At 41.3% G+C, this 26,502-nt stretch carries 21 protein-coding genes and 1 pseudogene; 15 read left to right on the forward strand and 7 right to left on the reverse strand.

What is annotated here, in order from left to right; translation table 11 throughout:
* Both VB740_RS27720 and VB740_RS27725 read right to left on the reverse strand, forming a co-directional pair.
* Positions 1–1,781 (reverse strand): penicillin-binding protein 2 (locus VB740_RS27720; protein WP_323203064.1); only part of this gene is annotated, 1,781 nt, incomplete at its 3' end.
* Between the two features lie 89 nt (positions 1,782–1,870).
* Positions 1,871–2,557: a hypothetical protein gene (locus VB740_RS27725; RefSeq protein ID WP_323203065.1), complete on the reverse strand. Its 687-nt coding sequence runs from the start codon at positions 2,555–2,557 to the stop codon at positions 1,871–1,873.
* 501 nt (positions 2,558–3,058) lie between these two features.
* Between VB740_RS27725 and VB740_RS27730 the strand changes: the two genes are divergently transcribed.
* The 7 genes from VB740_RS27730 to VB740_RS27760 all read left to right on the forward strand — a co-directional run bounded on the left by VB740_RS27730 (position 3,059) and on the right by VB740_RS27760 (position 9,953).
* Positions 3,059–3,238, forward strand: a complete 180-nt coding sequence (locus tag VB740_RS27730; RefSeq protein WP_323203066.1) for a hypothetical protein — start codon at positions 3,059–3,061, stop codon at positions 3,236–3,238.
* A gap of 647 nt (positions 3,239–3,885) precedes the next feature.
* Positions 3,886–4,218 (forward strand): hypothetical protein, encoded by a 333-nt coding sequence (locus tag VB740_RS27735; RefSeq protein ID WP_323203067.1) that lies wholly within the window; start codon positions 3,886–3,888, stop codon positions 4,216–4,218.
* A 208-nt stretch (positions 4,219–4,426) separates the two neighbouring features.
* On the forward strand, positions 4,427–6,718 hold the full coding sequence (glgB, locus tag VB740_RS27740) for a 1,4-alpha-glucan branching enzyme (RefSeq protein WP_323203068.1): 2,292 nt from the start codon (positions 4,427–4,429) through the stop codon (positions 6,716–6,718).
* Between the two features lie 582 nt (positions 6,719–7,300).
* Positions 7,301–8,062 (forward strand): Uma2 family endonuclease, encoded by a 762-nt coding sequence (locus VB740_RS27745; protein ID WP_323203069.1) that lies wholly within the window; start codon positions 7,301–7,303, stop codon positions 8,060–8,062.
* 252 nt (positions 8,063–8,314) lie between these two features.
* A complete protein-coding gene (locus tag VB740_RS27750; RefSeq protein WP_323203070.1) occupies positions 8,315–9,169 on the forward strand; it encodes a bifunctional class I SAM-dependent methyltransferase/HIT family protein in 855 nt (284 codons plus the stop codon).
* Between the two features lie 300 nt (positions 9,170–9,469).
* Positions 9,470–9,583, forward strand: coding sequence for a hypothetical protein (locus tag VB740_RS27755; RefSeq protein WP_323203084.1), 114 nt, complete (start codon positions 9,470–9,472; stop codon positions 9,581–9,583).
* A gap of 22 nt (positions 9,584–9,605) precedes the next feature.
* A complete protein-coding gene (locus VB740_RS27760) occupies positions 9,606–9,953 on the forward strand; it encodes a GGDEF domain-containing protein (protein WP_323203071.1) in 348 nt (115 codons plus the stop codon).
* A gap of 73 nt (positions 9,954–10,026) precedes the next feature.
* Here the strand turns inward: VB740_RS27760 and VB740_RS27765 are convergent, their stop codons facing one another.
* A complete protein-coding gene (locus tag VB740_RS27765; protein WP_323203072.1) occupies positions 10,027–10,725 on the reverse strand; it encodes a Uma2 family endonuclease in 699 nt (232 codons plus the stop codon).
* A gap of 789 nt (positions 10,726–11,514) precedes the next feature.
* On the opposite strand from VB740_RS27765, the gene serA reads away from it, so the two are divergent.
* The 4 genes from serA (at position 11,515) to VB740_RS27785 (ending at position 15,338) form a co-directional block, all read left to right on the forward strand.
* Complete coding sequence (gene serA / locus VB740_RS27770) at positions 11,515–13,095, forward strand: phosphoglycerate dehydrogenase (protein WP_323203073.1); 1,581 nt, start codon at positions 11,515–11,517, stop codon at positions 13,093–13,095.
* Between the two features lie 264 nt (positions 13,096–13,359).
* Complete coding sequence (gene prmA / locus VB740_RS27775; RefSeq protein WP_323203074.1) at positions 13,360–14,280, forward strand: 50S ribosomal protein L11 methyltransferase; 921 nt, start codon at positions 13,360–13,362, stop codon at positions 14,278–14,280.
* A 133-nt stretch (positions 14,281–14,413) separates the two neighbouring features.
* The gene (locus VB740_RS27780; RefSeq protein WP_323203075.1) at positions 14,414–14,800 is read left to right on the forward strand and encodes a type II toxin-antitoxin system VapC family toxin; all 387 of its coding nucleotides are present in this window, start codon (positions 14,414–14,416) and stop codon (positions 14,798–14,800) included.
* A 193-nt stretch (positions 14,801–14,993) separates the two neighbouring features.
* The gene (locus VB740_RS27785; RefSeq protein ID WP_323203076.1) at positions 14,994–15,338 is read left to right on the forward strand and encodes an ASCH domain-containing protein; all 345 of its coding nucleotides are present in this window, start codon (positions 14,994–14,996) and stop codon (positions 15,336–15,338) included.
* On the opposite strand, the pseudogene VB740_RS27790 reads toward VB740_RS27785, so the two are convergent.
* Positions 15,331–15,426, reverse strand: a pseudogene (locus tag VB740_RS27790) (transposase); the annotation flags it as partial. The gene VB740_RS27785 and the pseudogene VB740_RS27790 overlap by 8 nt on opposite strands.
* Positions 15,427–15,467: 41 nt before the next feature.
* Here VB740_RS27790 and VB740_RS27795 point away from each other — a divergent pair.
* Positions 15,468–15,653 carry a hypothetical protein gene (locus VB740_RS27795; RefSeq protein WP_323203077.1) on the forward strand — a complete coding sequence of 62 codons (186 nt, stop codon included), beginning with the start codon at positions 15,468–15,470 and terminating at the stop codon, positions 15,651–15,653.
* A gap of 31 nt (positions 15,654–15,684) precedes the next feature.
* Here VB740_RS27795 and VB740_RS27800 read toward each other — a convergent pair whose 3' ends face one another.
* Positions 15,685–21,096, reverse strand: a complete 5,412-nt coding sequence (locus VB740_RS27800; RefSeq protein WP_323203078.1) for an AAA family ATPase — start codon at positions 21,094–21,096, stop codon at positions 15,685–15,687.
* 633 nt (positions 21,097–21,729) lie between these two features.
* Positions 21,730–22,284 carry a RidA family protein gene (locus VB740_RS27805; protein ID WP_323203079.1) on the reverse strand — a complete coding sequence of 185 codons (555 nt, stop codon included), beginning with the start codon at positions 22,282–22,284 and terminating at the stop codon, positions 21,730–21,732.
* 266 nt (positions 22,285–22,550) lie between these two features.
* On the opposite strand from VB740_RS27805, the gene VB740_RS27810 reads away from it, so the two are divergent.
* On the forward strand, positions 22,551–22,946 hold the full coding sequence (locus VB740_RS27810; protein WP_323203080.1) for a hypothetical protein: 396 nt from the start codon (positions 22,551–22,553) through the stop codon (positions 22,944–22,946).
* Positions 22,947–22,954: 8 nt separating this feature from the next.
* Here the strand turns inward: VB740_RS27810 and VB740_RS27815 are convergent, their stop codons facing one another.
* The gene (locus VB740_RS27815; protein WP_323203081.1) at positions 22,955–24,316 is read right to left on the reverse strand and encodes a cytochrome P450; all 1,362 of its coding nucleotides are present in this window, start codon (positions 24,314–24,316) and stop codon (positions 22,955–22,957) included.
* Between the two features lie 105 nt (positions 24,317–24,421).
* On the opposite strand from VB740_RS27815, the gene VB740_RS27820 reads away from it, so the two are divergent.
* Positions 24,422–25,186, forward strand: a complete 765-nt coding sequence (locus VB740_RS27820; RefSeq protein ID WP_323203082.1) for a Coq4 family protein — start codon at positions 24,422–24,424, stop codon at positions 25,184–25,186.
* Between the two features lie 478 nt (positions 25,187–25,664).
* A complete protein-coding gene (locus VB740_RS27825) occupies positions 25,665–26,099 on the forward strand; it encodes an organic hydroperoxide resistance protein (RefSeq protein ID WP_323203083.1) in 435 nt (144 codons plus the stop codon).
* Positions 26,100–26,502: the final 403 nt, after the last annotated feature.

A 26,502-nucleotide genomic window follows, 5' to 3' on the forward strand; every position in this document is an offset into this window, starting at 1 on the left:
ATTAGTGCTTCGATTACCGACTTCACAATTGGGGCGGCGACAGTAGAACCATAGGCGCTTTCTCCTTTTGGCTCATCCACTAGTGCAAACACTACATACCGAGGAGATTCCACTGGCAAAATGGCCACGAAGCTGGTCATTCTAGCACCCTTGATATAGCCACCATTAGGACTAGCTTTTTGGGCTGTACCAGTTTTACCAGCAATGCGATACCCCGGAATTTGTGACGGCTTACCGCTGCCTTCATCAACAACAGTTTCCATCATTTCCACAACCTTTTGGGCTGTTGCGGCTGAAAAAATTTGGCGTGGGATGGTGCGAGTGGGTGAATCATGCATCTGCCCTTTGGTATCAATTAACCCCCGCACTACATGAGGTGTTACCAACTTACCGCCATTAGCTAAAGCACCGTGCATTTGCACTAGCTGTAACGGTGTCATAGAAAAGCCTTGCCCAAAGGAAGTAGTAGCTGGTTCAATTGGTGAAGCGATAAATTCTTCTTGACTTTTGAGGCGACCGCCAACTTCAAAAGGTAAATCTGTATCAACTTTTTGTCCTAGCCCCAAGCGTTCTAGCCAGTTGTAGTAGATTGAAGGCTTTAAGCGTTGGATAATTTGCACCATGCCAATGTTGCTGGAATATTGCAAAATCTGAGCGATGCTGATTCGCCCATTACCATTATTCATCGCATTTTTGATGGTGTAATTAGCTACTCGAATATTACCAGAGTCATTAAATATATCATCTGCTTTGATGACGCCATTTTCCAGAGCGATCGCCACATTCAAAGGCTTAAAAGTTGATCCTGGTTCATAAAGATCCGCCACCGTCCAGTTTTTAAATAACGCGATATTAGCTTTAGCGTATTCATTAGGGTTATAAGTAGGCTGAGAAACTAGGGCGAGTAAAGAACCATCCAACGCATCCATTACAATTACCGCTCCGCGTTTGGCGTCAAACTTTTCCATCTGTTGTTTGAGCGCAACACGGGCAATCCGTTGCAGACGGCTATCAATAGTGAGTTGCAGTCGCAAATCATCAAAATGTAAAAAACCTTCGGGCGCATGATTCGGCATCAGCATTCCATTACCATCACGACTGAGCCGCACCGTTTGCACAGGACGTTCTAGCAACTTCTCTTGAGAGTATTCCACACCTGCTTGACCACGACGGTCAATATTCACGTAGCCTACTACATCAGAAACTAAATCGTCTGGGGGATAAAATCGGGAGTATTTTTGAATTAACTCCAAGCCATTTAAGCGCAAAGAAGTCACGCGATCGATAATTTCTTCCGGTAGGGCTGGATCAAGTATAATTCCGCTTTTTTTGCTTTGAAAAGTTTTCACCAAGTCAGCAGTATCTTTTGCCAATATTGGGGCAAGTCGCTCTGCTATCTCTTCATTAGACTTCTCAAACAGCTTGGGATGAGCGTACAAAGTATATACGGGACGGTCAATCGCCAACAGATTACTATTGCGATCTACCACCGGGCGACGGGGCATAAAAGGTCGCAAATTAACCATTTGCTGGTTTCGTGCCTGCTTGGTTAACTTTGGTCCCTTGACAATTTGTAGGTTATACAAATTGACACCCAACCCCAACCCTGCTGTCATTAATACGCCCCATACTATAAACAGTCGGGACTTGGTGTTGGATGTTTGGTTTTGGATACTAGAAGCAAGTGTCCCCAAAAACCCTCGTTTAGAACCCTTCTGTCGCCTGTTAAAGGCTGGATTCCGAAACTTTCTGAATTTTGTTTTGCTTGGTGATTTTTGCATTGAGTTCGTCCTTTGTCATTAGTCATTTGTCATTTGCCACAAGTCTGAGTCCCAATGACAAATGACAAATGACTAATGACTCTTAGGAATTAATATCCAAGTGGCGAGAGTGTTTGCTGTTGTGTTTCAGAATTTGGCTTTGTGTTAGACGATGCTGGCTTAGAACTATGAGATGCTGGAGGCAAGAAAATCATCCCTTGAGGAGTCGGCAATATCAGATTTGCTGTTGATTTTTCTGCGTCCTTAGCCATTTTATTTATCAGCGTCGCGTTGGTTGTAGTCAACAGCCGCTCATGACGTTGGAGGTTTTGCAGCCTGCGATATGACTTACTCCAAAGCTCTTGAGAATATACTGTCCAACCATAAACAGCAAGTGTCGATGCTACTACCAAGAATGTCAAAACTGTCGAATAACGGTGAAAGGTGTACAAACGCAGCAACCACAAAGGTACCCCTCCAGAATTAGGCATTATGGGAAGGCGAAGAAAACCTACTCCCGGAGTCTTCTGGTTTGCACTCGACTGCTCATTAAGATTTGCTACTTGTTGTCTACCCAACTGTTTTACGGACTTGGGTATAACTGCCTCATTTGTGGGAGAAACTGCTAGATTTTTTGAGGAGCGCTGTCGTCTTTGAGAGGATACTGGTGCAGCTTGGGCAGTCGGTGTAGTAGCGGACTCCAGACGTGCAGAACGTCGCCTCCCGAAAGAAAGGATAGAATCTCGCCGGAACCAAGTTCCCCTTTTAGCAACAGCTGATTTACGAGCAACTACCATAAATTTTTTGAGATGAAAAATACTGTACTTTAGATTGATTGTCTTAATTGTCTGTTTTTGCTTAGGTTGAAATCGATTTCTGTGGAACAAGCACACATAACAGACTACACCCTTTTAACTCTTCTGATAGGTAGCTGTAGCAATGTGTGCATCCTCTAGATATTGCAATCTTGCAATCAGCGATTAGCAACTAGACAGCTTGCCTTTTAGATATTGCACCTAAAGTATGGCAACACGGGGCAGCAAGGTGCAATACTCCAGTAAAAAATAAAATTTTTTGCTATGATAGCTCGGCTTGCTAGAAAATTTGGTAATTTCCGTTTTACTCCTGAGTTAAGAGAAACTAATCAATGGCTGTATGATACCTAATCCGAAAAAGAATACCCCAAAGGATTGTTTTTTTAAGGATGTAATCTCGTAGCATTAAAAAAAAGCAATAAATACGGTATCGTATTCAACAGGTGAAAAATTGTTCTAGCCACAATTGGTGAAAGAGGAGTTATGAAAACAAAAATCTTTGGTTTAGCTGTAATCTTAAGTCTGGCTACAATTATCGGAGCCTGTGAAGGCGGTGGTGGCGGTGCTGGTACTACTACTCCAGCTGCTGGTGAACCAACTGATGCTCCTGCTGCTACTCCTGCGGTTACTCCCGCAGTTACTCCCGCAGCTACTCCTAAATAAGGCATCAATCAGCTCTAGTTGAATTATGCCCAAAACAACTTAGCAAGAACGCTCGTCACCACATAGCTTGGATTACATTAGGTTCAGGTAAAAACCTATATTTTTCTTTTGTTGTATCAGGGACTGGAGTTTGCTCAAATATCAGCTAAGTAGGGCAGCAAGTAAAGGACACTGGTGATGAGAATTACCTCCTCAACCAAGTGTCCGTCTGAAATTCTCACCACACCGAACCTTATTCCAAGTTGAAGGGAGTTGAGTGCTGTAAATCTAAGCCGTCTTGTAGGCAAAGTACTTCCCTCATTTAGTGTTTGGAATGGTTAGAATCCTGAGTTTTCAGAGGCAAAACAATTCATTGCGATCGCTGGCAATTGCTCTTGGGCATTCCCTGTAGTCTATTCCGTATCAGAAGAGACCTGGTTATTTCCCCTGGTATTGCCAGATTTTTATTGGGAAAATTTGTAACTCATAAGCTGTCTACCCATCTAACTTGCACATTTTTTTAGTGTTGACTGTTAACTGTCAGCAGTCAACAAACCTCATGAGTTATCGTGTAATTTAAAGGCGTAATAGCTTATCTAGTTTAAAAATTGGGCATGGAGTATGGGAAAAACAGATTTTCATCCTGCGTTGTGAGCGCAGTTCAGGAGATGGGAAGAGTTAAAGCGATAAAGGCAATAAAATTACTGAGCTTAATTGTGATTCCCGCAACCTTAGTTGTGTTAAGTAGTTATTGGCGATCGCCAGTAATAGCATTACCGCCACCAGATGATACACCAGAAGAAATATTACGGACAAAGATTATCATAGAAGCGCGATCGCCTGTTGATGGAAGATTGCTAACTGCTGCCGAATACATCCAATTACAAGCGCAGTTGCAAGAAGCTCCGCCCCCAAAACTAGACCCCAACATTCGGGATCAGATTTTCTTGCTTCGCTTACGTAAAACATTATTTCAGTTTTTCCCCTTTTTAAATTTTTGATTATTAATTACTCAAGGGTAAAAAGTCAAGAGCTTTCCCCATGCCCAATGCCCTATGCCCCATGCCCAATGCCCAATGCCCAATGCCCAATGCCCCATTCTGATGTACGATAACGGTGACGACAAAATTGCAAATAAATGTAAAGAATATATATAGATATTAAAAAAGTAGATTTTAGTCAATCACGTTATATCACTTAGGTAGCTTCATGTCCATGACCACGATCGCCCCTGAACAGGTTAACAGCATCGTTTGGAATCAGCATAACGATCCCTTTGAAATATTAGGTTCTCATCCCATAGAACAAGACGGCAAAACTGTCTGGGCTGTGCGGGCCTATCTACCAAATGCAAGTGCAGTATGGGTTGTTCTTCCTGAACAACGCAAAGAATACCCAATGCAAACAGTGCATCATCCTCACTTTTTTGAATGCACTATTGAAACCGCAGAACTGGCAAACTACCAGTTACGGATTAAAGAAGGGGAACATGAGCGAGTCACCTATGACCCTTACGCTTTCCGTTCTCCCAACTTGACAGACTTTGATTTGCATTTGTTTAGTGAAGGGAACCATCACCGAATATATGAAAAACTGGGAGCGCACCCCACGGAAATAGGCGGCGTTAAGGGCGTTTATTTTGCAGTTTGGGCACCCAATGCTCGCAACGTTTCATTGCTGGGAGACTTCAACCTCTGGGATGGGCGTAAACACCAGATGCGTAAAGGCCCCACCGGGGTTTGGGAATTGTTTATACCTGAAATCGGTGTGGGAGAGCATTACAAATATGAAATCAAAAATTTTGAAGGACACATTTACGAAAAATCCGATCCCTACGGTTTCCAGCAAGAACCCCGCCCCAAAACCGCATCCATTGTCACTGATTTAGATTCTTACAATTGGGATGACGAAAGCTGGATGGAAAAGCGGCGTCACACTGACCCCCTCACCCAGCCTGTCTCAGTTTATGAAGTGCATTTAGGGTCTTGGTTACACGCTTCGAGTGCTGAACCTGCTAAACTGCCAAATGGTGAAGCTGAACCGGTAGTTATCGTTTCGGAACTTAAGCCGGGCGCACGTTTCCTTACTTACCGGGAACTAGCAGACCGACTCATTCCTTATGTCAAAGAATTGGGATACACCCATATAGAAATGCTACCCATTGCGGAGCATCCCTTTGATGGCTCTTGGGGTTATCAAGTAACTGGGTACTATGCCCCCACCTCCCGTTTTGGCAGCCCCGAAGATTTCATGTATTTTGTTGACAAATGTCACCAAAATGATATAGGGGTAATTGTAGATTGGGTTCCTGGTCACTTCCCCAAAGATGGACATGGTTTAGCTTTCTTTGATGGTAGCCACCTGTACGAACACGCTGACCCCCGCAAAGGCGAACACAAAGAATGGGGTACTTTGGTGTTCAACTACGGTCGTCATGAAGTTAGTAATTTCCTAGCAGCAAATGCCCTCTTCTGGTTTGACAAGTACCACATTGATGGGATTCGTGTTGATGCTGTTGCCTCAATGCTCTATAACGACTATTGCCGTAAACCAGGAGAATGGCTACCCAACCAGTACGGCGGCAGAGAAAACTTAGAAGCAGCAGATTTTCTGCGTCAGGTAAATCACATTATCTTTAGCTATTTCCCCGGTATTCTGTCAATTGCTGAAGAATCTACTTCTTGGCCAATGGTATCTTGGCCGACCTACACAGGTGGACTAGGCTTTAACTTGAAATGGAATATGGGCTGGATGCACGATATGCTGGATTACTTCAGCATGGACCCTTGGTTCCGCCAATTCCACCAAAACAATATCACCTTTAGTATGTGGTACAACCACAGCGAGAACTTCATGCTGGCTCTGTCCCACGATGAAGTGGTGCATGGCAAGAGCAATATCATCGGCAAAATGCCGGGGGATACATGGCAGAAGTTAGCTAATATCCGTTGTTTATTTAGCTATATGTTTGCTCACCCAGGCAAGAAGACCATGTTTATGAGCATGGAGTTTGGGCAGTGGAGTGAGTGGAATGCTTGGGCGGATTTGGAGTGGCATTTATTGCAGCATGAAGCCCACCAACAGTTAAAAACGTTTTTCAAAGATTTAAACCACCTCTACCGTTCTGAACCAGTTCTGTACACCCAGGATTTTGCGGAACCTGGGTTTGAGTGGATTGACTGTAGCGACAATCGCCATAGTGTAGTTTCCTTCATCCGTCGTGACAAGGATTCTGATGATTTTGCGATCGTGATTTGCAATTTTACACCACAACCCCATTCTCACTACCGCATCGGTGTACCACAAAAGGGATTTTATACCGAGTTGTTCAACAGTGATGCGCGTAAGTATGGCGGCAGCAATATGGGCAACTTAGGTGGTAAGTGGACAGATGATTGGTCTTTGCACAGTCGTCCTTATTCCCTGGATTTGTGTTTGCCACCTTTGGGAGTGTTGATTCTTAAGTTGGATAAAAACAAGACGGCTGAGGCATTGCAATAACAATTAAGGGTGGGCTATATGCTCACCCAGGAGTAATCAAAACTTTACAGCAGTTTTCATTTATTTATTCCAACCACATCTATCGTCAGGGCACAGCATTGCTGTGCCCTTACATCTGAATAAAAGCGCGATAGTCGTTCACGCAACGTCTATTTATCAACTAGCGACGCTCTCCATTTACTCGTGGAATTTCGCCTAGTATTCAGGAGAAGCGCACTACTGAAAGCTGACAGTAAATGCTTGCTGGGTAATAATAAATCCATCTGTCCATACATGCACGCTGTATGATATGTTGCCTGAACTCCTCTTGCCACAATCCCCCCTGTTCTGAAGAGACAAAGTTTTGCTCCAACTGCGGCATTCCCCTGGTAATATTGCGGCACTATTGCCCTATCCAAGTATTGGGTAGTGGGGGATTTGGTAAAACTTATTTTGCACGCCTGCAAAGTGCTTGACTACGAGTATATACACCTGTCAGAGAAATTTTTCCAGATTTCTGGGTTTTTCGCTTAAGAGCGATGCTGGCTGAAAGATTTGTTAAAAATAACTAATATACTGTGCATGGATATTAGGAGTAATTTTATGGTTCTACAAGTTAACCCCATCCAAAAAGAACCAATTGTTACTTGGGAAGCACTTCCAGCCGACTTCATTTTACCAGACGATCCAGTGGAAAATATTCAACAACCTGCGATCGCTGCTGCGCTTACCGATGCTTTGGGAAGCACAGGACGCATCCAACCTCAAATGCTGATTGGCTCTAACTTTGGTCTTGTAGCCACAGTCAACAAAAAAATCGTTGTCAAAGCCCCAGACTGGTTTTATGTTCCTCAAGTGCAGTCTGTAGGAACAAATGTAGTTCGTCGCAGCTATACCCCAAATTTAGAAGGTGCTGCTGTGGCTGTGGTGATGGAATTTCTTTCAGACACAGAAGGGGGAGAACTATCAGTCCGTTCAACTCCGCCCTACGGTAAACTCTATTATTACGAAAAGATTCTCCAAGTTCCAACCTACGTAACCTACGACCCTTACGAACCAAGCATAGAACTACGATGCTTGCAAAATGGACAATATACTTTGCAGCAAGCAGACGCTAATGGACGCTTTTGGATTCCTGAATTAGAGTTATTTCTCGGAATTTGGCAAGGTGAAAGATTATGCCAAACCATGAATTGGCTACGCTGGTGGGATACAGAAGTAAATTTGCTGTTGTGGAGCAGCGAACAAGCCCAACAAGAACGCCAACGCGCTGAACAGGAACATCAACGAGCTGAACAAGAACGCCAACGTGCTGATATATTAGCAGCTAAGTTACGTGAGCTAGGTATTGACCCTGATGCGTAGGCGTAGCCCGCACTTCTCTACATTTCCTGCGGGATGCTACGCAAACACGCAGCGTGTCGCAGACAGACGCTTTGCGTAGTTTGCTTTCCCGGAGGGGTACGGCATGGTTCGACTCCCTTCCTTACGGGACGCTACGCGAACGGCTACGTTCAGGGCAAGCCGCTCACCAGCCGCTCAGTGACCATCGTAGACATCGCATAACCTCAAGAGATGCTGGGAATAATAATTTTGGGACATCTGCACCAAAATTCTATGAAACAGCAAAAAAATCAGTTCAGCCATCTTACTGCGATTGAAAGAAGTTATCTATCATTTCCGGCACAGTTTTTATTAAATAAAAACCTTCTCCAAGGCAAAATATTAGACTTTGGTTGTGGCTTTGGTAATGATGTTAAGATACTGCGCCAAAAAGGTTGTGATATCACAGGCTATGACCCTTATTATTTTCCAGAATATCCTGATACTAAATTTGATACCATAATTTGCTTTTATGTTTTAAATGTTTTATTTCCTGAGGAGCAAACTAATGTTCTTATGAAAATATCACATTTGTTGAAACCAGGAGGTAAAGCTTATTATGCTGTAAGGAGGGATATCAAAAGAGAAGGGTTTCGAGAACATTATGTCCACAAAAAGCCTACCTATCAGTGTCTTGTAAAACTTCCCTTTACTTCAATTTGCTTAGATGAGCATCGGGAGCTATATGAATATGTTCACTATAATCATCAGCGAAATTCATCTAACTATTGCATATTCTGTAATCCTCATAAAAATCTAAAATTATTAACTGAATCAGCAACTGCTTATGCTATTTTTGATGGCTATCCAATAAGCAAAGGACATGTTTTGGTTATTCCCAAACGTCATGTTAGCAGTTATTTTGAACTACCATTGAAAGAGCAATCTGCTTGCTGGTTTATGGTAAACAAGGTACAAGAAATTATTAAAGCAGAATTTGAACCTGATGGCTTTAATATAGGAATGAATATCAATCGAGCCGCTGGTCAAAATATTATGCACGCTAGTATTCATATCATCCCTCGCTACAAAGGTGATACTGTCTCTAATAAAAGTGGAATTAGAAACGTTATTCCTAAAAAACAATAGTTTTTCTGTAATGATTCAGGATTCAAAATACTGCTGTAACTTGACTGCCTTGAAGTAATTATGAAAATTACTGGAACCTCATGACTTACTCAAACTTATCTCATAAGGTTGGGATCAGCTCTTAAATGCTTTGTCACCATGCTTTTTCAGTACAATCTCTACTTTGTTATTCTGAGCGTTACTGTAATCATTTCAACTACTGTTGCGTTTGCAGCTTGGCAGCGTCGCTCAATTTCTTTGGCTTGCTAGCCTTTCATTTTGATGATGCTAGCGATCGCAGGATACGCTACAGTTGCAGCAATGGAAGCAGCAGCAATTTTGCTCCGAGAAAAAATATTTTGGTCAAAGCTGGAGTATGTCGGCTCAGGCAGTGTAATTACACTCTTCCTCATATTTGCAAAAACAGGTAGTTGAAATCACGTTACGAGAACAGGCTATGCAAGACGGACTGACAGGCTTGTTTAATCGGCGTTATTTTGACGAGATATTCCCAAAAGAATTAATACGAGCAACGCGGGATTCTACCCAAGTTGCTTTAATAATTATGGATATCGATTATTTTAAAAATATTAATGATATATTTTGTCATCAAGCTGGCGATGCCTGCGGCGGGCATCGCCTACGCGTAATTCAGGCATTTGCAAACCTTCTTCACCACTATACTGAACCTCAGGACATTGTATGCAGATATGGTGGTGAAGAGTTTGTATTGGTTTTACCTGGGCTGACACCAATTATTTATGAACAATACTTGAAGAAGAATTCAGAATGGGCTAAACCTTAGCTATCCGCTAACAGGAGTCAGCAATCATAAATCTGAAAAACTTGATTTTTCAGTCTTGTTGAAAATATTGCAGTTATCCCAAATTATCTGGATCTATTCCGAGCGCTCTTAATTGTTCTGTCAATTGTTGCACCCTTTGCTCTGCTTGTTGAGCGCGTTGTACTTCTTGTTTTATTTGTTCTGCGGGCGTGAGATACCGTTGTCCTTGCTCATCATACCAATACATCCATTCCCGCGTCACACCGGAATAATTTCCCCTTTCGCAACCAATTCCTAAACCAATTTCTGGTAGCCAAACGGGGTTTCCTTCTTGCAATTCATATTTACCATTAACTAACTTATGTATTTCCAGATGCGGTTTGCGGCGGCGACGAGAGGAATAAATTACGTAATAAAGTACACCCAAAGCCGCATATTCATCCAATTTAGTAGTGTATTCCTTGCGGTAATTTTGGGAAACTACTTCTAGCACGAAAATTGGTACAACGTTTTCATCCCACAGCACATAACTGGGACGCAGTTCCTCATCATAAAACCGCTCTACCCCTAAGCTCAAAAATCCGTCTGGCACAATAGGCGGTTTATCCGGGTGATAATAAATACCCATATCTATGCCAAAGAGCCAATCCATGCGTTCTGACCAAAGTATCAGCAGGATCGCCTTCAGTAAGCCTGGTATTAATTCTTGCAGTTCATTATCCACAGGCGTTTCATCAGAGTCTGGTAGTTCTTCGGCTGAGGGCAAGTACCTGGGCAAGTTGTACTCTAACATGGCTGGTTTCCCCAAAACTCAAAGGATATTTCACTCTATTGGGATCACCAGAATTATAGCGATTTCTTTGCAACTATAGGACTCATATTTAATTGCTTGAAAAAAACTCAGTACACTTTTATTCCTTTTTACCTGTTTCCTCTCGCTACAAGTGCTTCAGGAATCAAATCAGATTCCTATATATCATTAGTTTACGACTGTATATTAAGTACTCCACTGACACTAACTAACAGCTTTTAACTACTAGACAATCCTAAATCTGCTGGAATCATTAGCCAGAAAATTTATTTGATGCCTAGATTTTAAATGTCACAATCCAATTAACTTGATGCCGCAATGTTTTGCTTTGACTCAGGGATACCACTTGTGGTATTGAGAAACAGCCAAGATTCGACAGATATAATAGTTACTGACTCATTTCCGGGTTGTGCAAAGCATTGCTTCAGTTAGAGTTGCAGCCCAGTCAAGAATGCAGGCGTTTCTACTCCACCAAGAAAGTTGCTTAAGCCGATAAAATTTTAGTAACTCTTAACTATTAATAAATATATAGGTGTTTAGTGCTATTAATGCTTTATATTTAGCGACAGGGTGGTGCCAACAGCCACTCATGTTCAAATACTTAGGAGGCAGTACCCACCGGAAGTAACTAACGCTTCGATACCATCAGCACGCAGCGTAAGTAAAGGTTAAGTTGATATTCAAACGAATAATTTTTGCTGAATTGCGACAGATAAAGACTAAACTAAAAAGTCTTGTGCAGCAAAACCTGTAGCTTTAAATGAAGTAATCATGTCTAAGGTTCTTGTCTCTGATTCGATTGACCAAGCTGGAATTGACATTCTTTCGCAAGTTGCTACCGTTGATGTCAAAATAGGTCTAAAACCAGCAGAACTGATCGAAATTATTGGTGAGTATGACGCGCTAATGATTCGTTCTAGTACACGCGTCACCCAAGAAATCATTGAAGCCGGCACCCAGCTAAAAATCATCGGTCGTGCTGGTGTGGGTGTGGATAATGTGGATGTTCCCGCTGCCACCCGCCGGGGAATTGTCGTAGTCAATTCTCCAGAGGGAAATACAATTGCTGCGGCTGAACACGCGTTAGCGATGATTTTGGCTTTGTCTCGCCACATCCCCGATGCTAACGCTTCGGTGAAACGCGGTGCGTGGGATCGCAATAGCTTTGTCGGCGCGGAAGTCTACAAAAAAACTCTCGGCGTTGTCGGTTTGGGTAAAATTGGCTCCCATGTTGCTGCTGTAGCTAAGACAATGGGCATGAAACTGCTAGCTTATGACCCTTTTATTTCTACAGACCGAGCCGAACAAATTGGCTGTCAGTTAGTTGAGCTAGATTTACTCTTCCAGCAAGCAGACTATATCACTCTGCACATCCCCAAAACCCCAGAAACCACTCACTTAATCAATGCCACAACTCTGGCAAAGATGAAACCAACAGCCCGGATTGTCAACTGCGCTCGTGGTGGGATCATTGATGAAGTAGCTTTAGCAGCAGCTCTGAAAGCGGGTAAAATCGGTGGTGCAGCCTTGGATGTGTTCGAGTCAGAACCACTGGGTGAATCGGAATTGCGATCGCTAGGCAAAGAAGTTATCCTCACCCCCCACTTGGGAGCCTCTACCGCAGAAGCTCAAGTGAATGTGGCTATTGATGTTGCCGAACAAATTCGGGATGTACTTTTAGGACTACCAGCCCGTTCAGCCGTCAACATTCCCGGACTCGGCCCCGATGTGTTGGAAGAACTAAAACCTTACATGCAGCTAGCAGAAACTCTAGGTAATCTGGTAGGACAGCTAGCTGGTGGACGAGTGGAAGTCCTCAATATTCGACTGCAAGGGGAACTCGCTACCAACAAAAGTCAGCCTTTGGTAGTCGCGGCCCTCAAAGGTTTACTTTACCAAGCTTTGCGGGAACGAGTAAATTACGTAAATGCCAGCATAGAAGCCAAAGAACGCGGAATTCGGGTGATTGAAACCCGTGATGCTTCCATTCGAGACTATGCGGGCACACTGCATCTAGAAGCCACGGGTACTTTAGGTACTCATTCTGTCACCGGCGCTTTGTTGGGTGAACGGGAAATCCATTTAACTGATGTTGACGGTTTCCCAATTAACGTCCCACCCAGCAAATATATGCTGTTTACCCTGCACCGCGATATGCCAGGAATTATCGGCAAACTCGGTTCTCTACTTGGTAGTTTCAATGTGAATATTGCCAGTATGCAAGTAGGTCGTAAAATCGTCCGTGGTGATGCCGTAATGGCTCTGAGTATAGATGATCCTTTACCAGAGGGCATTTTGGATGAGATTATAAAAGTCCCTGGTATTCGGGACGCGTATACAGTAACACTTTAATTTTGGATTGCGGACTTCGGCTCCTTTCGGCTTCGCTACCTCGGCTCTGCCCTTCTCTACGAGAGGCTGCGCCTTAAGCGTAGCTATGCCGCAGGCTTTACGACTACGCTCAGGACAAGCTCGGCACAAGTCAAGGCAAGTCGCTCAGTCGGACGATTTTAGATTTTGGATTGGTAATGGCTAATTACTCATTGTTTTTTGCATTGGTCATTAACCGTTACCAAGTCCCCAATCTAAAATCTAAAATCTAAAATCTAAAATTATATGGCAAACACTTGGTGGGAAGTACAGATTTTATGTGAGCCAGACCTAGAAGATTCGATCTTTTGGCGACTGGAAGATTTTGGTTGTCGGGGAACAGCAAGTGAAAACAAAGGAAATTTATCTTTAGTCAGGGCTTATTTATCGACATTTCAAACGCAGCTACTAGATTTGGCAGCTTTATCGTTGTGGCTGCGTCAAGATGCCCTTTGTGTAGGACTTTCATCTCCCACACTGCAATGGCAGCTAATTGACGAGGAAGATTGGGCGACTAGCTGGAAACAATATTGGCATCCGCAAGAAATAGGCGATCGCTTCCTAATCAACCCCGCGTGGCTACCATTACCAGAAACAACCGAACGGTTAGTGATTCGTCTTGACCCTGGTGTAGCATTTGGTACGGGCAATCATGCCACTACTCAGCTATGTTTGGAATCCCTAGAAATGCGGCTAAGTGAAGTTCCTCAGTCGTTTGTGGGTAATAGTGGCAAACATGAACATCTGGTAATTGCAGATATTGGCTGTGGTTCTGGTATCCTTTCCATTGGGGCGCTGCTACTAGGAGCAGAGAAAGTCTATGCAGTAGATAATGACCCTTTAGCGGTGCAATCAACTATCAGTAATGGTGCGCTCAACGATATTAATCCAAAACGTTTATTACCAGCATTGGGCAGCGTAGACGTTTTGACAAAACTGCTTGAAAAACCAGTAGATGGTATCGTCTGCAATATTTTGGCTCATGTAATTATTGAATTAATTCCCGAAATGAGTGCGATCGCTAAACCTGAGACTTGGGCGATCTTCAGTGGTATTTTACTAGAACAATCTAAAGCTGTTGCTGATGCCTTAGAAGAAAATGGTTGGGTTGTTGCTACCCTGTGGAAACGAAAAGAATGGTGTTGCTTGAATGTACGGCGTTCTTAACTCAGTAAGTGGTAGTGTACTGTGGCGGAAGTTTCTTGTCATTAACCAGATTTTTGTAATAGTCAAAGTATCGTGCTCGTGATTTTGATGAGACTCCAGAAGAAGTAATTGCAGCATTTTATGGGGATAAATAGTGAGTTTTTTGTTAGATACTCATATTTTATTGTGGTTTTTAGAAAATGATTCTAAATTGTCATATCTGGTACGAGAAGTAATTACTAATCCTGAAAATTTAATTTTTGTCAGTGCAATTAGTGCTTGTGAGATTTCAATTAAACAGTCTTTAGGAAAGTTAATTGCTCCTGGTAATTTGGAAGAGGCTTTGCGCTTCAGTCGGTTTGAGATTTTGTCTATGACATTGGCACATGGAATAAAGGTTGCTGATTTGCCTTTACACCATAAAGATCCTTTTGATAGGATGTTAATTGCTCAAGCTTTAGTAGAAGGTTTAACAATATTTACAGTAGACCAAAAGTTTAAATTTTATGATGTGCCATTATTCTCTGATGATTTTGGGTAGCTCAAATATACCAAAGTTTCAGAACTCTAGCTTTTTCTAAAAAAAACTGCTACAGGTTTACTTCATTTGCTGATTGTTTTTTGGTGCGTAGGCGTAGCCCGTCGTAGACATCGCAATTTTGTAAGAGTAACCGCTCTTGAGTCTGCTTACTTTATTGGATAGCTAGTTATCCAAGTAAAAAGGGATGCTTTTGGTGAGAGCAATATCTGTCCGTCAGCCTTGGGCATGGGCAATTATTTATGCCCTTAAGGATATAGAAAACCGTGGCTGGCCTATCAATTATCGCGGTGACATTCTGATTCACGCTGCCAAAACCTGTACTAAAAAAGAGTACCAGCTAGCGAAAGAATTTTGTCAAGGAATGGGGGTAATAATCCCAGAATTAATCTCTCTCCGTCGCGGTCAAGTTATTGGCATTGTCACAATAGTGGATTGCAAGTTTTCACAAGTTGCATCTGGCTGGGGAATGCCTGAGCAATACCACTGGAAGCTGGAGAACCCACGAGAGATTACACCGATTCCTTTTATGGCTAATTAATAGTAAAATGCCGGTTTAATAAAGCTCGTAATCTAAAATTATCAAAATTACGAAAACCATATCCTAATCTTTTTATAAGCTTGAGTTTATAGTCCTGCTACCCAAGCCTGGAAAGGACTGAAGCTGAAAATGCGTCTTGGACTCGACAGCGTTGGGAAGTTCTACAAACAGCTAGTCTCCGCAGTTGGCGAGGCTATTGGTGTTGCTGATGGTGAGCCTTACTGGAATGGGTATCTGAACCAGTGGCAGGTTTGGGTTAACTTTGGGAGCGGGTGTACGTCTGTGGTGTGCGATTGGCTGGTGGTAGTTAACTGAAATCACACTTTCGACCAAGTTAATTTTGAGTCTAAACCAGAATCGGTAAGGTAATCACAAATTCTGTTCCAACACCTGGGGTAGAATTCACATCCAAAGTTCCGCCATGTTTTTCTACAACAATAGACTGAGCAATCGCTAATCCTAATCCCGTTCCTTTACCAACACCTTTCGTAGTAAACAAGTGGTCAAATACTTTTTGTTTGACTGATTCACTCATACCTTGACCATTGTCAGTAATCTTCACCTCAACCTGTTTCTCTTTCAATGAGGTGGTAATTGTAATCAAATTAGGATTAGCTTTAATTTCATGAAAACTCCGACCTGTATTTGATTCATCCAAGGCATCAATAGCATTCGCTATTATATTCATAAAGACTTGATTTAATTGCCCTGGAAAACATTTAATTTGGGGTAAGTTACTGTAGTCCGTCACTATTTCAATTGCCGGACGGCTGTCATTGGCTTTGAGACGATGTTTTAAAATTAGAATTGTACTATCAATGCCTTCATGAATATCAAATGGAACTTTGTAATCTCTATCGGCACGGGAGAAAGTGCGAAGACTGGTACTAATATTTTTCAGCCTGTCACACGCCATAGTCATCGAATCAATCATCTTAGGAAAATCTTCCAAGCTATATTTTAAGTCGATTTCTTCGGCATGAGTGAGAATTTCATCTCCCGGAGTTGGAAACTTTTGTTCATATAGTTTCAAGTGCTCGATAACATCAGTAAAGGTTGGTTTAGCTTGTTTTAGACTGGCAGCAATAAAACCAAGAGGATTATTCATTTCATGAGCGACGCCAGCAACTAAGTTACCTAAGGCAGACATCTTTTCACTTTGGACGATTTGTAATTGAGCTTGTTGCAAATCTTGTAAAGCTTGCCCGGCTTGTTGATAAAGCCGAGCGTTTTCTAAGGCAATTGCTGCTTGGGAGGAAAGTAGGTTAATCACCTGTAAGCGGTTACTAGTAAATACTCCTTGATTCAATTGATTTTCTAGGTAGAGAATCCCCACCAAATGACCTTGGTTAATAATGGGCGTACATAATACACTTTGGGGTTGATGTCGAAGCATATATTCCCCGATGACACCAGGAATATCTGTTTTGCAATTATCTATGATGACAGTTTCTTGAGTATTTCTAACGTAATTTATTAGTTTTCTCGGAATATATCGACAAGTATCTATTAGTTGTGAATCAAGAATGGTTTTGACATCAGTCTGGGAATTTAATTGTTGATCGATAAAGGTAATTGCCCGAACTTGCCAAGTATCTTCTTGAGGAAGAATTAATACAGATGTTTTCGCACCAGAATTTTCTAGAATAATGCGGGTGAGACTGCTGATGAGTGCATCTAATTCTATACAACCGGAAATGGTTTGAGCAGCTTTGAGAATGCAGGTCAAATCTAGAACATCAGAAATATTAGTGCTGCTGGTACTGGTAGTGTAAGTAGATGTGCGGGCGATGCTGGCTATGGTTTCTAAGGGATTGAAGTTGAATTCTTGCTGTTGCAAAATTGGTTTGAGTAATTTAGGATAGCGTTTTTCCAAGTCATCAGTTTTGGCTTTGGCTCCCCAACGGGCATAACTGTAATATGCTTGTTGCAGATATCCTTCTGCGGCTTTTTCTTTACCCCATTCTAGGTAAAATTTGGCAGCAAGTTCGTTAGCGATCGCGGCTTCCTGAACATAATCATTGGCGATCGCTTCTTGGATCGCTATTTCATAATAATCTGCGGCTTGTAAGCGATCGCCAGTTACACGAGCTTGTTCAGCTAAAATTAAATTGTACTTGTGCTGATAATTTACGGGTGCATGAGCCGCCCATTCTTGCATTTTTGACTGGTTTTCGGCTACTTTCTGGAGATAAAGCTGTTGCTGTGCTTCATTTACCTGAGAACAAAGAGCTAACAAACTCAAAGATTGATAGAAATTCCGCAAAGGAACAATTAATAAGCCTGCTGCTCCCTGCTCATACTGCTCAAATTTTTGGGAATATTCCCAAGCAGATTCGTATTCACCAAAAAGATAAGCTAGTAGCGTTTTTGCTAGATACACATAACAAATACCATTGATATTGTTAGTTTCAATTAAAGTCGGTAACATTTTGACTTCGTGAAAATGCTTACCAATTAAACAACAGGGATTAGCCGCTTCTCCTTGTAAATTTAGAACCGTCTGCCGCCAGATATTTCCCCAAACCAGAGATACCTCTTGTTTAATTTGCTGCATTAGATCGCAATATTTATCTGCTTCCAGCACAGCATTTTCTAGGTTTTCTCCACTCCAAAAGAGAAATTGACAATAGCAATTGGCACAATAGCCTACATATTCTAAATTTCCGGTTTCTAATCCACTCTGCAATCCCTCCAAAAATAGATTCAATGTAGATTTAATTGAATCTTTCCAATGTTTAATAAACAGACTAAATGTTAAATAAACCCTACTTTTAAGTTCTTTAGTTTGAAACTTTTCTAAAAGTTGTACTGCCAGTTTACCAAACTGATACCCATCTTCAATTGCACCAATACTGCACAGAAATAATCCATAGAGACTGTAAGCAACAGCTGCCTGTGGTGAGTTGCCATGCTGGATACAAATTTTGATCATTGTAAAAATTTTGAGTGGCAATAACATCGGTTTGGCTATATAGACTGGAGCAAACAAACCCGATAATATGCGGAGCGCAACTAATTTTTGGGGATCAATTATTTCTGGCATATTTGCCAATGCTGCAATCGATTGATGAACAAACATTTTTTGTAATTGGTCATGTTCCTCAAAAATAATTTGAGTATTACTCTCTTCAGGTAATGTCAAATCTAATAATTGCAGTGCTTCTCTACCTGTGGCTATTGCTTCAATGAATTTATTTTGCGCCGTATAAGATTGGATTTGAATCTCATAGGTACGAACTTTTTCCAATGGAGATTTAGCGTTTTTGAGGATAATCTCTACTAATGATTTTGATGAATCAAAGTTTGTATTCAAATATTCAGCCTCAGCCGCAGATTCGTAAACAGCAAGAGCTAAATCGTACCTGCTTTGCCAAGCATTTATCGGTAATAAAAGGATCGCTACTTTTAAATACTCAACTGCTGTCGCATAAGCAGTCGAGTTTTTGGCTTTACAACCAGCTATCAGATTTAACCGGGATAAATGTTCTCGTTCGGCAGGTTCTTCTAATAATTCCAGTCCGTAATTGAATTGGTTAACAATCGCAAAAATTCCTGACTCTTGCTGCTCTTTAGGTGTATTCTGCAACAACAATTGCCCAATTTGCAAGTGTGTTGACTGTTTTTGTGCTTCTGGAATGAGTGAATAGGCAGCTTGCTGGACGCGATCGTGTAAAAATTTATATACAACCATCTCAGACTGTTCTTGAGTAGCTGCTTGACTTTCGGAACCAACAAAAAACTTATAAACCTCACTTTGCGGCAAAATCAACCCTTCTTGCAAAGCCTTCCACAAACAATCTGCGGTTTCTATCTCCGATTGTTTAGAAACAATCGCTAATGTTTTTAAATCGAACTGATTACCAATACAAGCGGCTAGCTTCAATTGTTGTTGAGTTGATTCTGGTAGTCTTCGTAATTGGAAAACCATAAAATCAACAACATTGTCTGCTAGAGTTTGCTGATTTATTTGAGAAATGTCGCATTGCCAGCATCCCTCGGCAAAATTGAATTGAATTAGTTGGTCTTGATGTAATGATTTCAGTATTTGAGTCGCAAAAAATGGATTTCCTTGAGCTTTACGGTAAATCAATTGTGAAAGAGATAATGCCACATTCTCTGCACAATTTAATGTGTCGGCTACAAGTTGATTCAATTGTAATTGGTTGAGTGGTTTCAGTGTCAGGCTATTTACCTTTACGCCTGTTTTGCGAATTTCATCCAAAATCACCATCAACGGATGGGCTGGGAATACTTCATTGTCTCTATACGCACCAATTAACAATAAATATCCCTGATTAGCTTCATTCATTAATAATTGTATGAGTTTCAGTGAAGCCGAATCTACCCACTGCAAGTCATCTAAAAATATAACTAAAGGATGTTCTTTAGTTGTAAATATTTGGAGAAATTTCTGAAATAATAAATTAAATCGGTTCTGTGCTGCGTTACCTGATAATTCTGATGCAGGTGGTTGTCTGCCAATAATTTTTTCTAATTCGGGAATGACTTCAATAATTACCTGTCCGTCTTCACCTAATGCTTGAATAATTTGATTTTGCCATTTTTGTATTTGGACATCACTTTCTGCCAGTAATTGATCCATGAAGTTACGGAAAGCTTGGACAAATGCAGAAAAAGGAATATTCCGATTAAATTGGTCAAATTTACCTTTGATAAAATAACCGTGTTGACGAACAATAGGTTTATGAACTTCGTTAACAACGGCAGTTTTACCAATACCCGAAAACCCAGCTACTAGAGTTATTTCTGTTGCACCCAGGCTGACATTTTCAAATGCTTCTAGTAGAGTTTCAACTTCTGCTTCTCGTCCATAGAGTTTATCAGGGATAATAAATCTGTCGCATACATCCCTTTGGGCAATTGGGAAACTTTCAATTTTGCCAGTTGTTTTCAGTTGAACTAAACAATTTTCTAAATCATACTTCAATCCTAATACACTCTGATAGCGGTCTTCAGCATTTTTTGCCATTAATTTGCTGACGATATCCGAAATTATCGGCGGAATTTGTAAGTTAATTACATCTATTGATGAGGCTACCTTAGCAATATGGGAATGCACCAACTCCATTGGATCGTTTGATTGAAAAGGTAACTCACCTGTGAGTAATTCGTAGAAAGTTATACCAAGTGAATAAAAATCAGTCCGGTAGTCAATTCCCCGATTCACTCTCCCTGTTTGTTCTGGAGAAATATAAGCTAGTGTTCCTTCTAATACATTCGGGCTGATTAGCGTATGCGTTTCCCTTGGTAATAGAGAGGCAATACTAAAGTCGATTAATTTAACTTGTTTGGAATCAGGATTAATTAAAATATTGCTCGGTTTGATATCTTTATGAATGATGCGCTGACTATAAAGTATTTCTAAGGTATTACACAGTGCGATCGCTATTTTAAAAAACTCTTGCAAAAATCTGATATCCCGCGTTTGATCACGAGCAAAATAATCTTTTAGAGAAATGCCACCAAAATCTTCCATCACCAACGCATAGGCATTTTGATACACCTCCAGGCTGTAGGTTTGGACAATTAAACATGAGTTAAGATTTTTGGCAATGGTGTATTGATTGCGAAACTGCACCAGTTCATTAAAGGAAGGATATGGATTTTTCAGCAGTTTGATCGCTACAGGTAATGAGTCACTTTCTCGATACCCTCGATAAACTATAGTTCTCGAACCATTGTAGATTTCTTCAATGAGTTGGTATCCAAAAATCTTAACATCAGTGCTAAACATACTGTTAAATCCGAGTAATTTATAACTTAATTATTCCCAAATTAATAACGGCAGCTTAATGTTAATTGATAAAGATTACTTTGGCTTCACTTTAGAAACCATTTATGAAGATAAGCTTTAAATTACAAGGTGCATTAAATGCTGCTTTAACTTTAAGGCATAAAATGCAGAGATAGAATACCTTACACAAAAGTGTCAATATTCTCACTAGTAAATTAGGAACTAGCAAAGTGTAAACTAGAATTTTCAACTCAAAAATGTCCTTGTAAGTGCTAGGGAACGATTCAAGAGAAAGGGATTAAAAACCTTTCACCTTTTTCCTTTGAACTTTAAATAACCAAGTTAACAGGAGCAAACTACTAGCACTTGCTGGAATTTTTAGTTAAGGCAACTCCAAGAAATAAATTATCTAATTTTGTAGGGTGGGCATCTTGCCCGCCCAGTTTATGTGGCGCGTAAGATGCCCACCCCACAATCAATAATTGAATATTTTTTTATTTGGAAGTCCTTAAGTTTCGTAGGCTGGCTAAAGGCAATTACTACTCAAATAGGAGAGACGATTATTGATTGACAGTAGCGGAAATTTGTTATTCCGCCAACTGTTATTGGATAGGGTTATATTGGAACCAACCCTCAATCACGTTTTTCTGGAATTACTGCATAAGCATCAATTTCAAATAACATACCGTCAAGTGCAAGTCTCGGAACGGGAATAAGAGTGTTTGCTGGTGGTTTATACCCCCAAAAATTCCTAATTTCACGTCCTAACGGGAGCAACTTATTTTGGTTGTAATCCACTATGAGAATAGTAGTTTTTGCCACATCTTGTGGTTGCGCCTCAACCGCTGATAAGGCATAACGGAGGTTTTTAAAAGCCTGTATTAGCTGCTTTTCAAAGTCATCGGAGACAAGATTCCCTTGTAAATCGGAGCCAAATTGACCAGAAATATAGACGGTTCTCGCCCTTGATGGTGTCACAGCTATATGGCTATAGCCATTTTGGGTTGCATCATATAACGTTGGTGGGTTCACCAATTTCAACTCTTTGTTGTCTTTAGCACTCACTTCCTTTTGCGTTCCCACCATCAAGGCGGTAGTTACTCCGCTACCTCCAAGCCACAAAAGTGCATTTCGTCGTGAGAAGTTTGTCACTAGTGAGTTTACAGCACTGGTAATACGTCTAGTCATTAAAGCTCCTTAAATATGAGTTCTCTATTTTTGTTAATACTTACTTTTATTATCTAACAAATTGAGTAAAAAAGCACTAATAGATAGAATTATTTAAGTGTAGTCACGCAATTACATACCTCAATTCGGGTTCTTTGGTTTAATGAGAATAGGTAAAGCTGAAATCTTGCCGATTCTAAGAAAATGTTGTTGCCGAGCGCGATAAATCGGAACGGGAGCGATTAGCCATTTGCACTGACTGGAGCAATCATTCTACCGCGTGGCTTATGCGTCATCGGCTGGGACTCAGGGCTGTGCTGATGGATCTGATGGCTGGGGTTGAGATTAAAGGGGACGAGGCGATGATTCAGACTTTAGCTGAGTTCTCCAAGCGCAACACATCTCACGTTAAAGGCATTCTCAATCTGACCATCCCGCTATCGGAGTCTCCGGTTTGGATTTTGGGGCAGTACCTCTGGCAACTGGGTTTGTCCACTGAGTCACGAAGACCGCTTAAAGATGGTCAGAGGGTTCGGTATTATCGGCTCAATTGGTGTCAGATGCGCCCCAGTGGACTGAATAGATGGCGTGATTTTTCGGCACAGATTACTATCGCTAAAAGGTCAGTTCCTCCCAAGCAAAAAAAACTAACTTTTATCCAGAAAGATTTTCAAAATTTTTAGAATCGCTCTTATGTCCTTACAATCTGTGCAATTCGTTTTTTAATCATCATCCGAACTCCACCTTCAGGAGCAAGGGTAAACCCACGTCTTTGCAATTTAAGAGGTTTATTTTCCACCAATGCAAGTTGATAATTAGATAAAACGGTTGCCAAGACTAACTTCATTTCTAACAAAGCCAGGGCATATCCTAAACATCGCCGACTTCCACCACCAAAAGGAATGAACTCCCAAGGGGAATACTGCCGTCCTAAAAAACGTTCTGGATTAAATTGTTGAGGATTAGGATACAGGTCTTCCCGATAATGCAAGAGGTAGATACTTGGCATTAAGGTTGTGTCAGGAGGAAACTGGTATCCTGCAATATTTATGGATGATTTGGTAATGCGTGGGAAAAGCCCTGGAAGGACTGGATACATCCGCAGGGTTTCAAGGCATACTGCGGTTAAATAAGGAAGTTGGGCAATTTCCATCGGGTTTGGATTTTCTCCCAAGCTGTCAAGTTCCTGCTGCAATTTTAAGAGGACATCTGGATTTCGGTGAATTTGATAGAAAGCCCACGCTAGCGTTGTTGCAGTAGTTTCATGTCCAGCAAATAAAATTGTGAGCAATTCATCTTTTAATTCATCGTCGGTCATTGCTTGCCCATTTTCATCCCGTGCTGCCATCATCAAGCTCAGAACATCACCCTGACTCTGATTGTTCTTTGTTCTTTTCTCTTCAATTTCTGCAAGAAGTAGCTGATAAATATAGTTTTGTCTACTTTTCATCTGTCCCCAAGGAGTCCATTTTCCCCAATCTTGTTGTAAGAATCGGAAAAATAGCATACTGGAGCGCAAAGGAGAATCAGTCATATCCAACCAACTAGTAAGGAGAGGTAAAATTAGTTGATAGCGTTCCCCTTCACTTAAACCAAAGACAATTTGTAAAATTACTTCTAGACTCACTTTCTGCATGGCAGACCGAGCCACAAAAGGTTGATCGATTTGCCATTGACTGGCGATTTGCTCGGTAATTAAGCAGATTTGTTGACCATAAGCCTGTAGCCTTTCTCCATGAAAGGGGGGCATTAATAATTTTCGTTCTCGTCGATGGCGGGCACCATCTATTAACATAAGAGAATTTCGCCCAATCAAAGGCTCTGCAATTTTATTACCACGACCAATATCAAATTTAGAATCTTGACTGAAAATTTCTTGAATGGCTTGGGGATGGCTAAGAATTACACAAGAACCGATTCCACTCAGTCGCATGGAAAAAATGTCTCCATACTTTTGACTATACTTTTGCTGAAATCCAATCGGATCGGCAATCCATTTTATCAGTTGCCACCACGAAGGACTAGTAATACAATGCGGTAATTGACTAAGCATAATATTTACTTGTGTATTCCACTTCCTAATCTCAAACAAATACACCCACTTTCGTGCGTTCACATAGAAGTTACGGGAGCAAGTTGGATCTCAATTGGACTACCTGTGTTGATTTGGGACGAGAAAAAACCCAGAGCAGATTCTGACCAACTAAAACTCTTATACCATGTCAAACTAAAAGACAAAGTGTTGACGAAGGTTTTTAAAGAGGATTCTGTAGCCCAACTTGAGTCAGGATGGCACGATAGCGCACTTGAGAGCATTATAAATATAGTCAGAGCGCCCGATGGTGACTTTGAGAGTATTGGCAACCTCGCAAATACTGTTGCTGATTTGCATAGCTTACAAAAAATAATAGAACTTCTTCATAGCACCCCACAAGGAAAACAAGCATTTGAAAGACGCTCAAGATTAGGTGATATCGATCTCCAAAAACTTTATCGCTTACCTCCCAATACACTTGGATATGCCTATGCTGAACATCTGCTCAAAAACAATTTGCAACCTTTACACTCTGGGCAAGTAGAGAATGATTACCAATTTCTCGGAGCGCATATCACAGAAACACACGACATTTGGCATATTATTACTGGATGCGATACAAACATTCTTGGAGAAATTCAATTAGAAGCTTTTTATGTTGCCCAACTACACTTTTCGCGTTTCTGGTTAGCATTATTGGCTAAAAATCTTGTCAAAGCCGCTATTTACGATATTGAGGTTTCGACAAAATATATGGATGCAATAACTAAGGGATGGCTAATGGGAAAACAGTCCGTGCCCCTTTTTGGTATTGAATGGAATTCCTTGTGGTCAAAGCCATTGGAGAATGTCCGTAGTGACTTAAATATCATTCTTTGTGAAACTTAATGATATAAAACTGTTGCAACTAAGGTAGGGTAGCCCAATCAACTTTTAGGGGGAGCAACGCGAAAAAGTGAGATCATCGTCTAATGAGCAGGGGGAGCAGGGGAAGCAGGGGAAGTAAAGAGAAAATACTAATAACTTTTACTACTAAAATAGTTCAAAATACACTTAATTTCTTTCTCTCCCCCTGCCTCCTCTGCCTCCTCTGCCTCCCCTGCTTACTCACCTCACAAAATCGCATTGCTCCCCTTTTAGGTTACTGGAATGAGCGTCTACTGATGAAGGAGGATTGATGAATCCCAATACAAAAGAACTGATGCAACAACTAGTAGTTCGCCAAGTGAACTTGGCGGGGTAAAGGGTAAGGGGGAAGGGGGAAAGGGTTTAAATCCCTTACCCTTTCCCCTTTCTCCTTTCCCCAGTCCTCACTTAGCATTTTTGGGTTGGCAGACTACTAGGACAACAGTACGAAGGTACTGTGATGAAGCCCTTGTATACGGCTGTGGTCACTGTAACCCCAGGGCAAGAGGGACATGCACGGATGTCGGGTCATGCTCGTAGTGACGATGGCTTACTCGACTTGAACCTTGCTTTTCCTACTAAACTTGGTGGACACGGGCAAGGAACCAATCCAGAGCAACTTTTTGCAGCAGGTTATGCAGCCTGCTTTCATGGAACACAGGCTTTGGTTTCAACAAAAGCAGGTATTGATGCTTCAACTGCCACGGTTACATGTGCTGTAACCATTGGCAGAGATCCAGCCAATGGTGGATACATACTCTCTGCAAAATTAACTGTTGCTCTTCCTGGGGAAGACCGGGAGAAATCTGAACAGGTGGTTGCCCAAGCATACAAGCTCTGCCCCTACTCCAAAGCTATTCATGGCAATGTTGATGTGGAGGTAACGGTAGCTTGAATCATCTGGACATTATGACTATTGATAGATTTTGCAATAACTTTTAAGTGACTTGCCATCTGACGCAATCATGAGGAGCAGAGCCTTTTATAGTGGCCATAGAAAAACGCGATCATGGGACAGGTATAGCGATCGCGGTCATTTTCTAACCCATGACTGAAAATTAGCTGTATCTGCTATTGAGTAAGAACTTTGGCTCGACCGTGCCGATTGATTTTCATGTCCCAACTGTATACCCTGTATCACAGCCTACACCTGATCTAAGCCCCAGCGATACCCGTTTCTACGTCTTTGGATACAAGTTTATTTAATTTTGAGAGATTAATGAGATATTAAATTGAAAAACGATTCTTCAGATAGAAACTTATGGCAACCGAGCAAGAGCTTCAATCTCTTTTTAATA

It is taken from the genome of Nostoc sp. UHCC 0251, from assembly GCF_034932245.1.
GTDB lineage: Bacteria > Cyanobacteriota > Cyanobacteriia > Cyanobacteriales > Nostocaceae > Nostoc.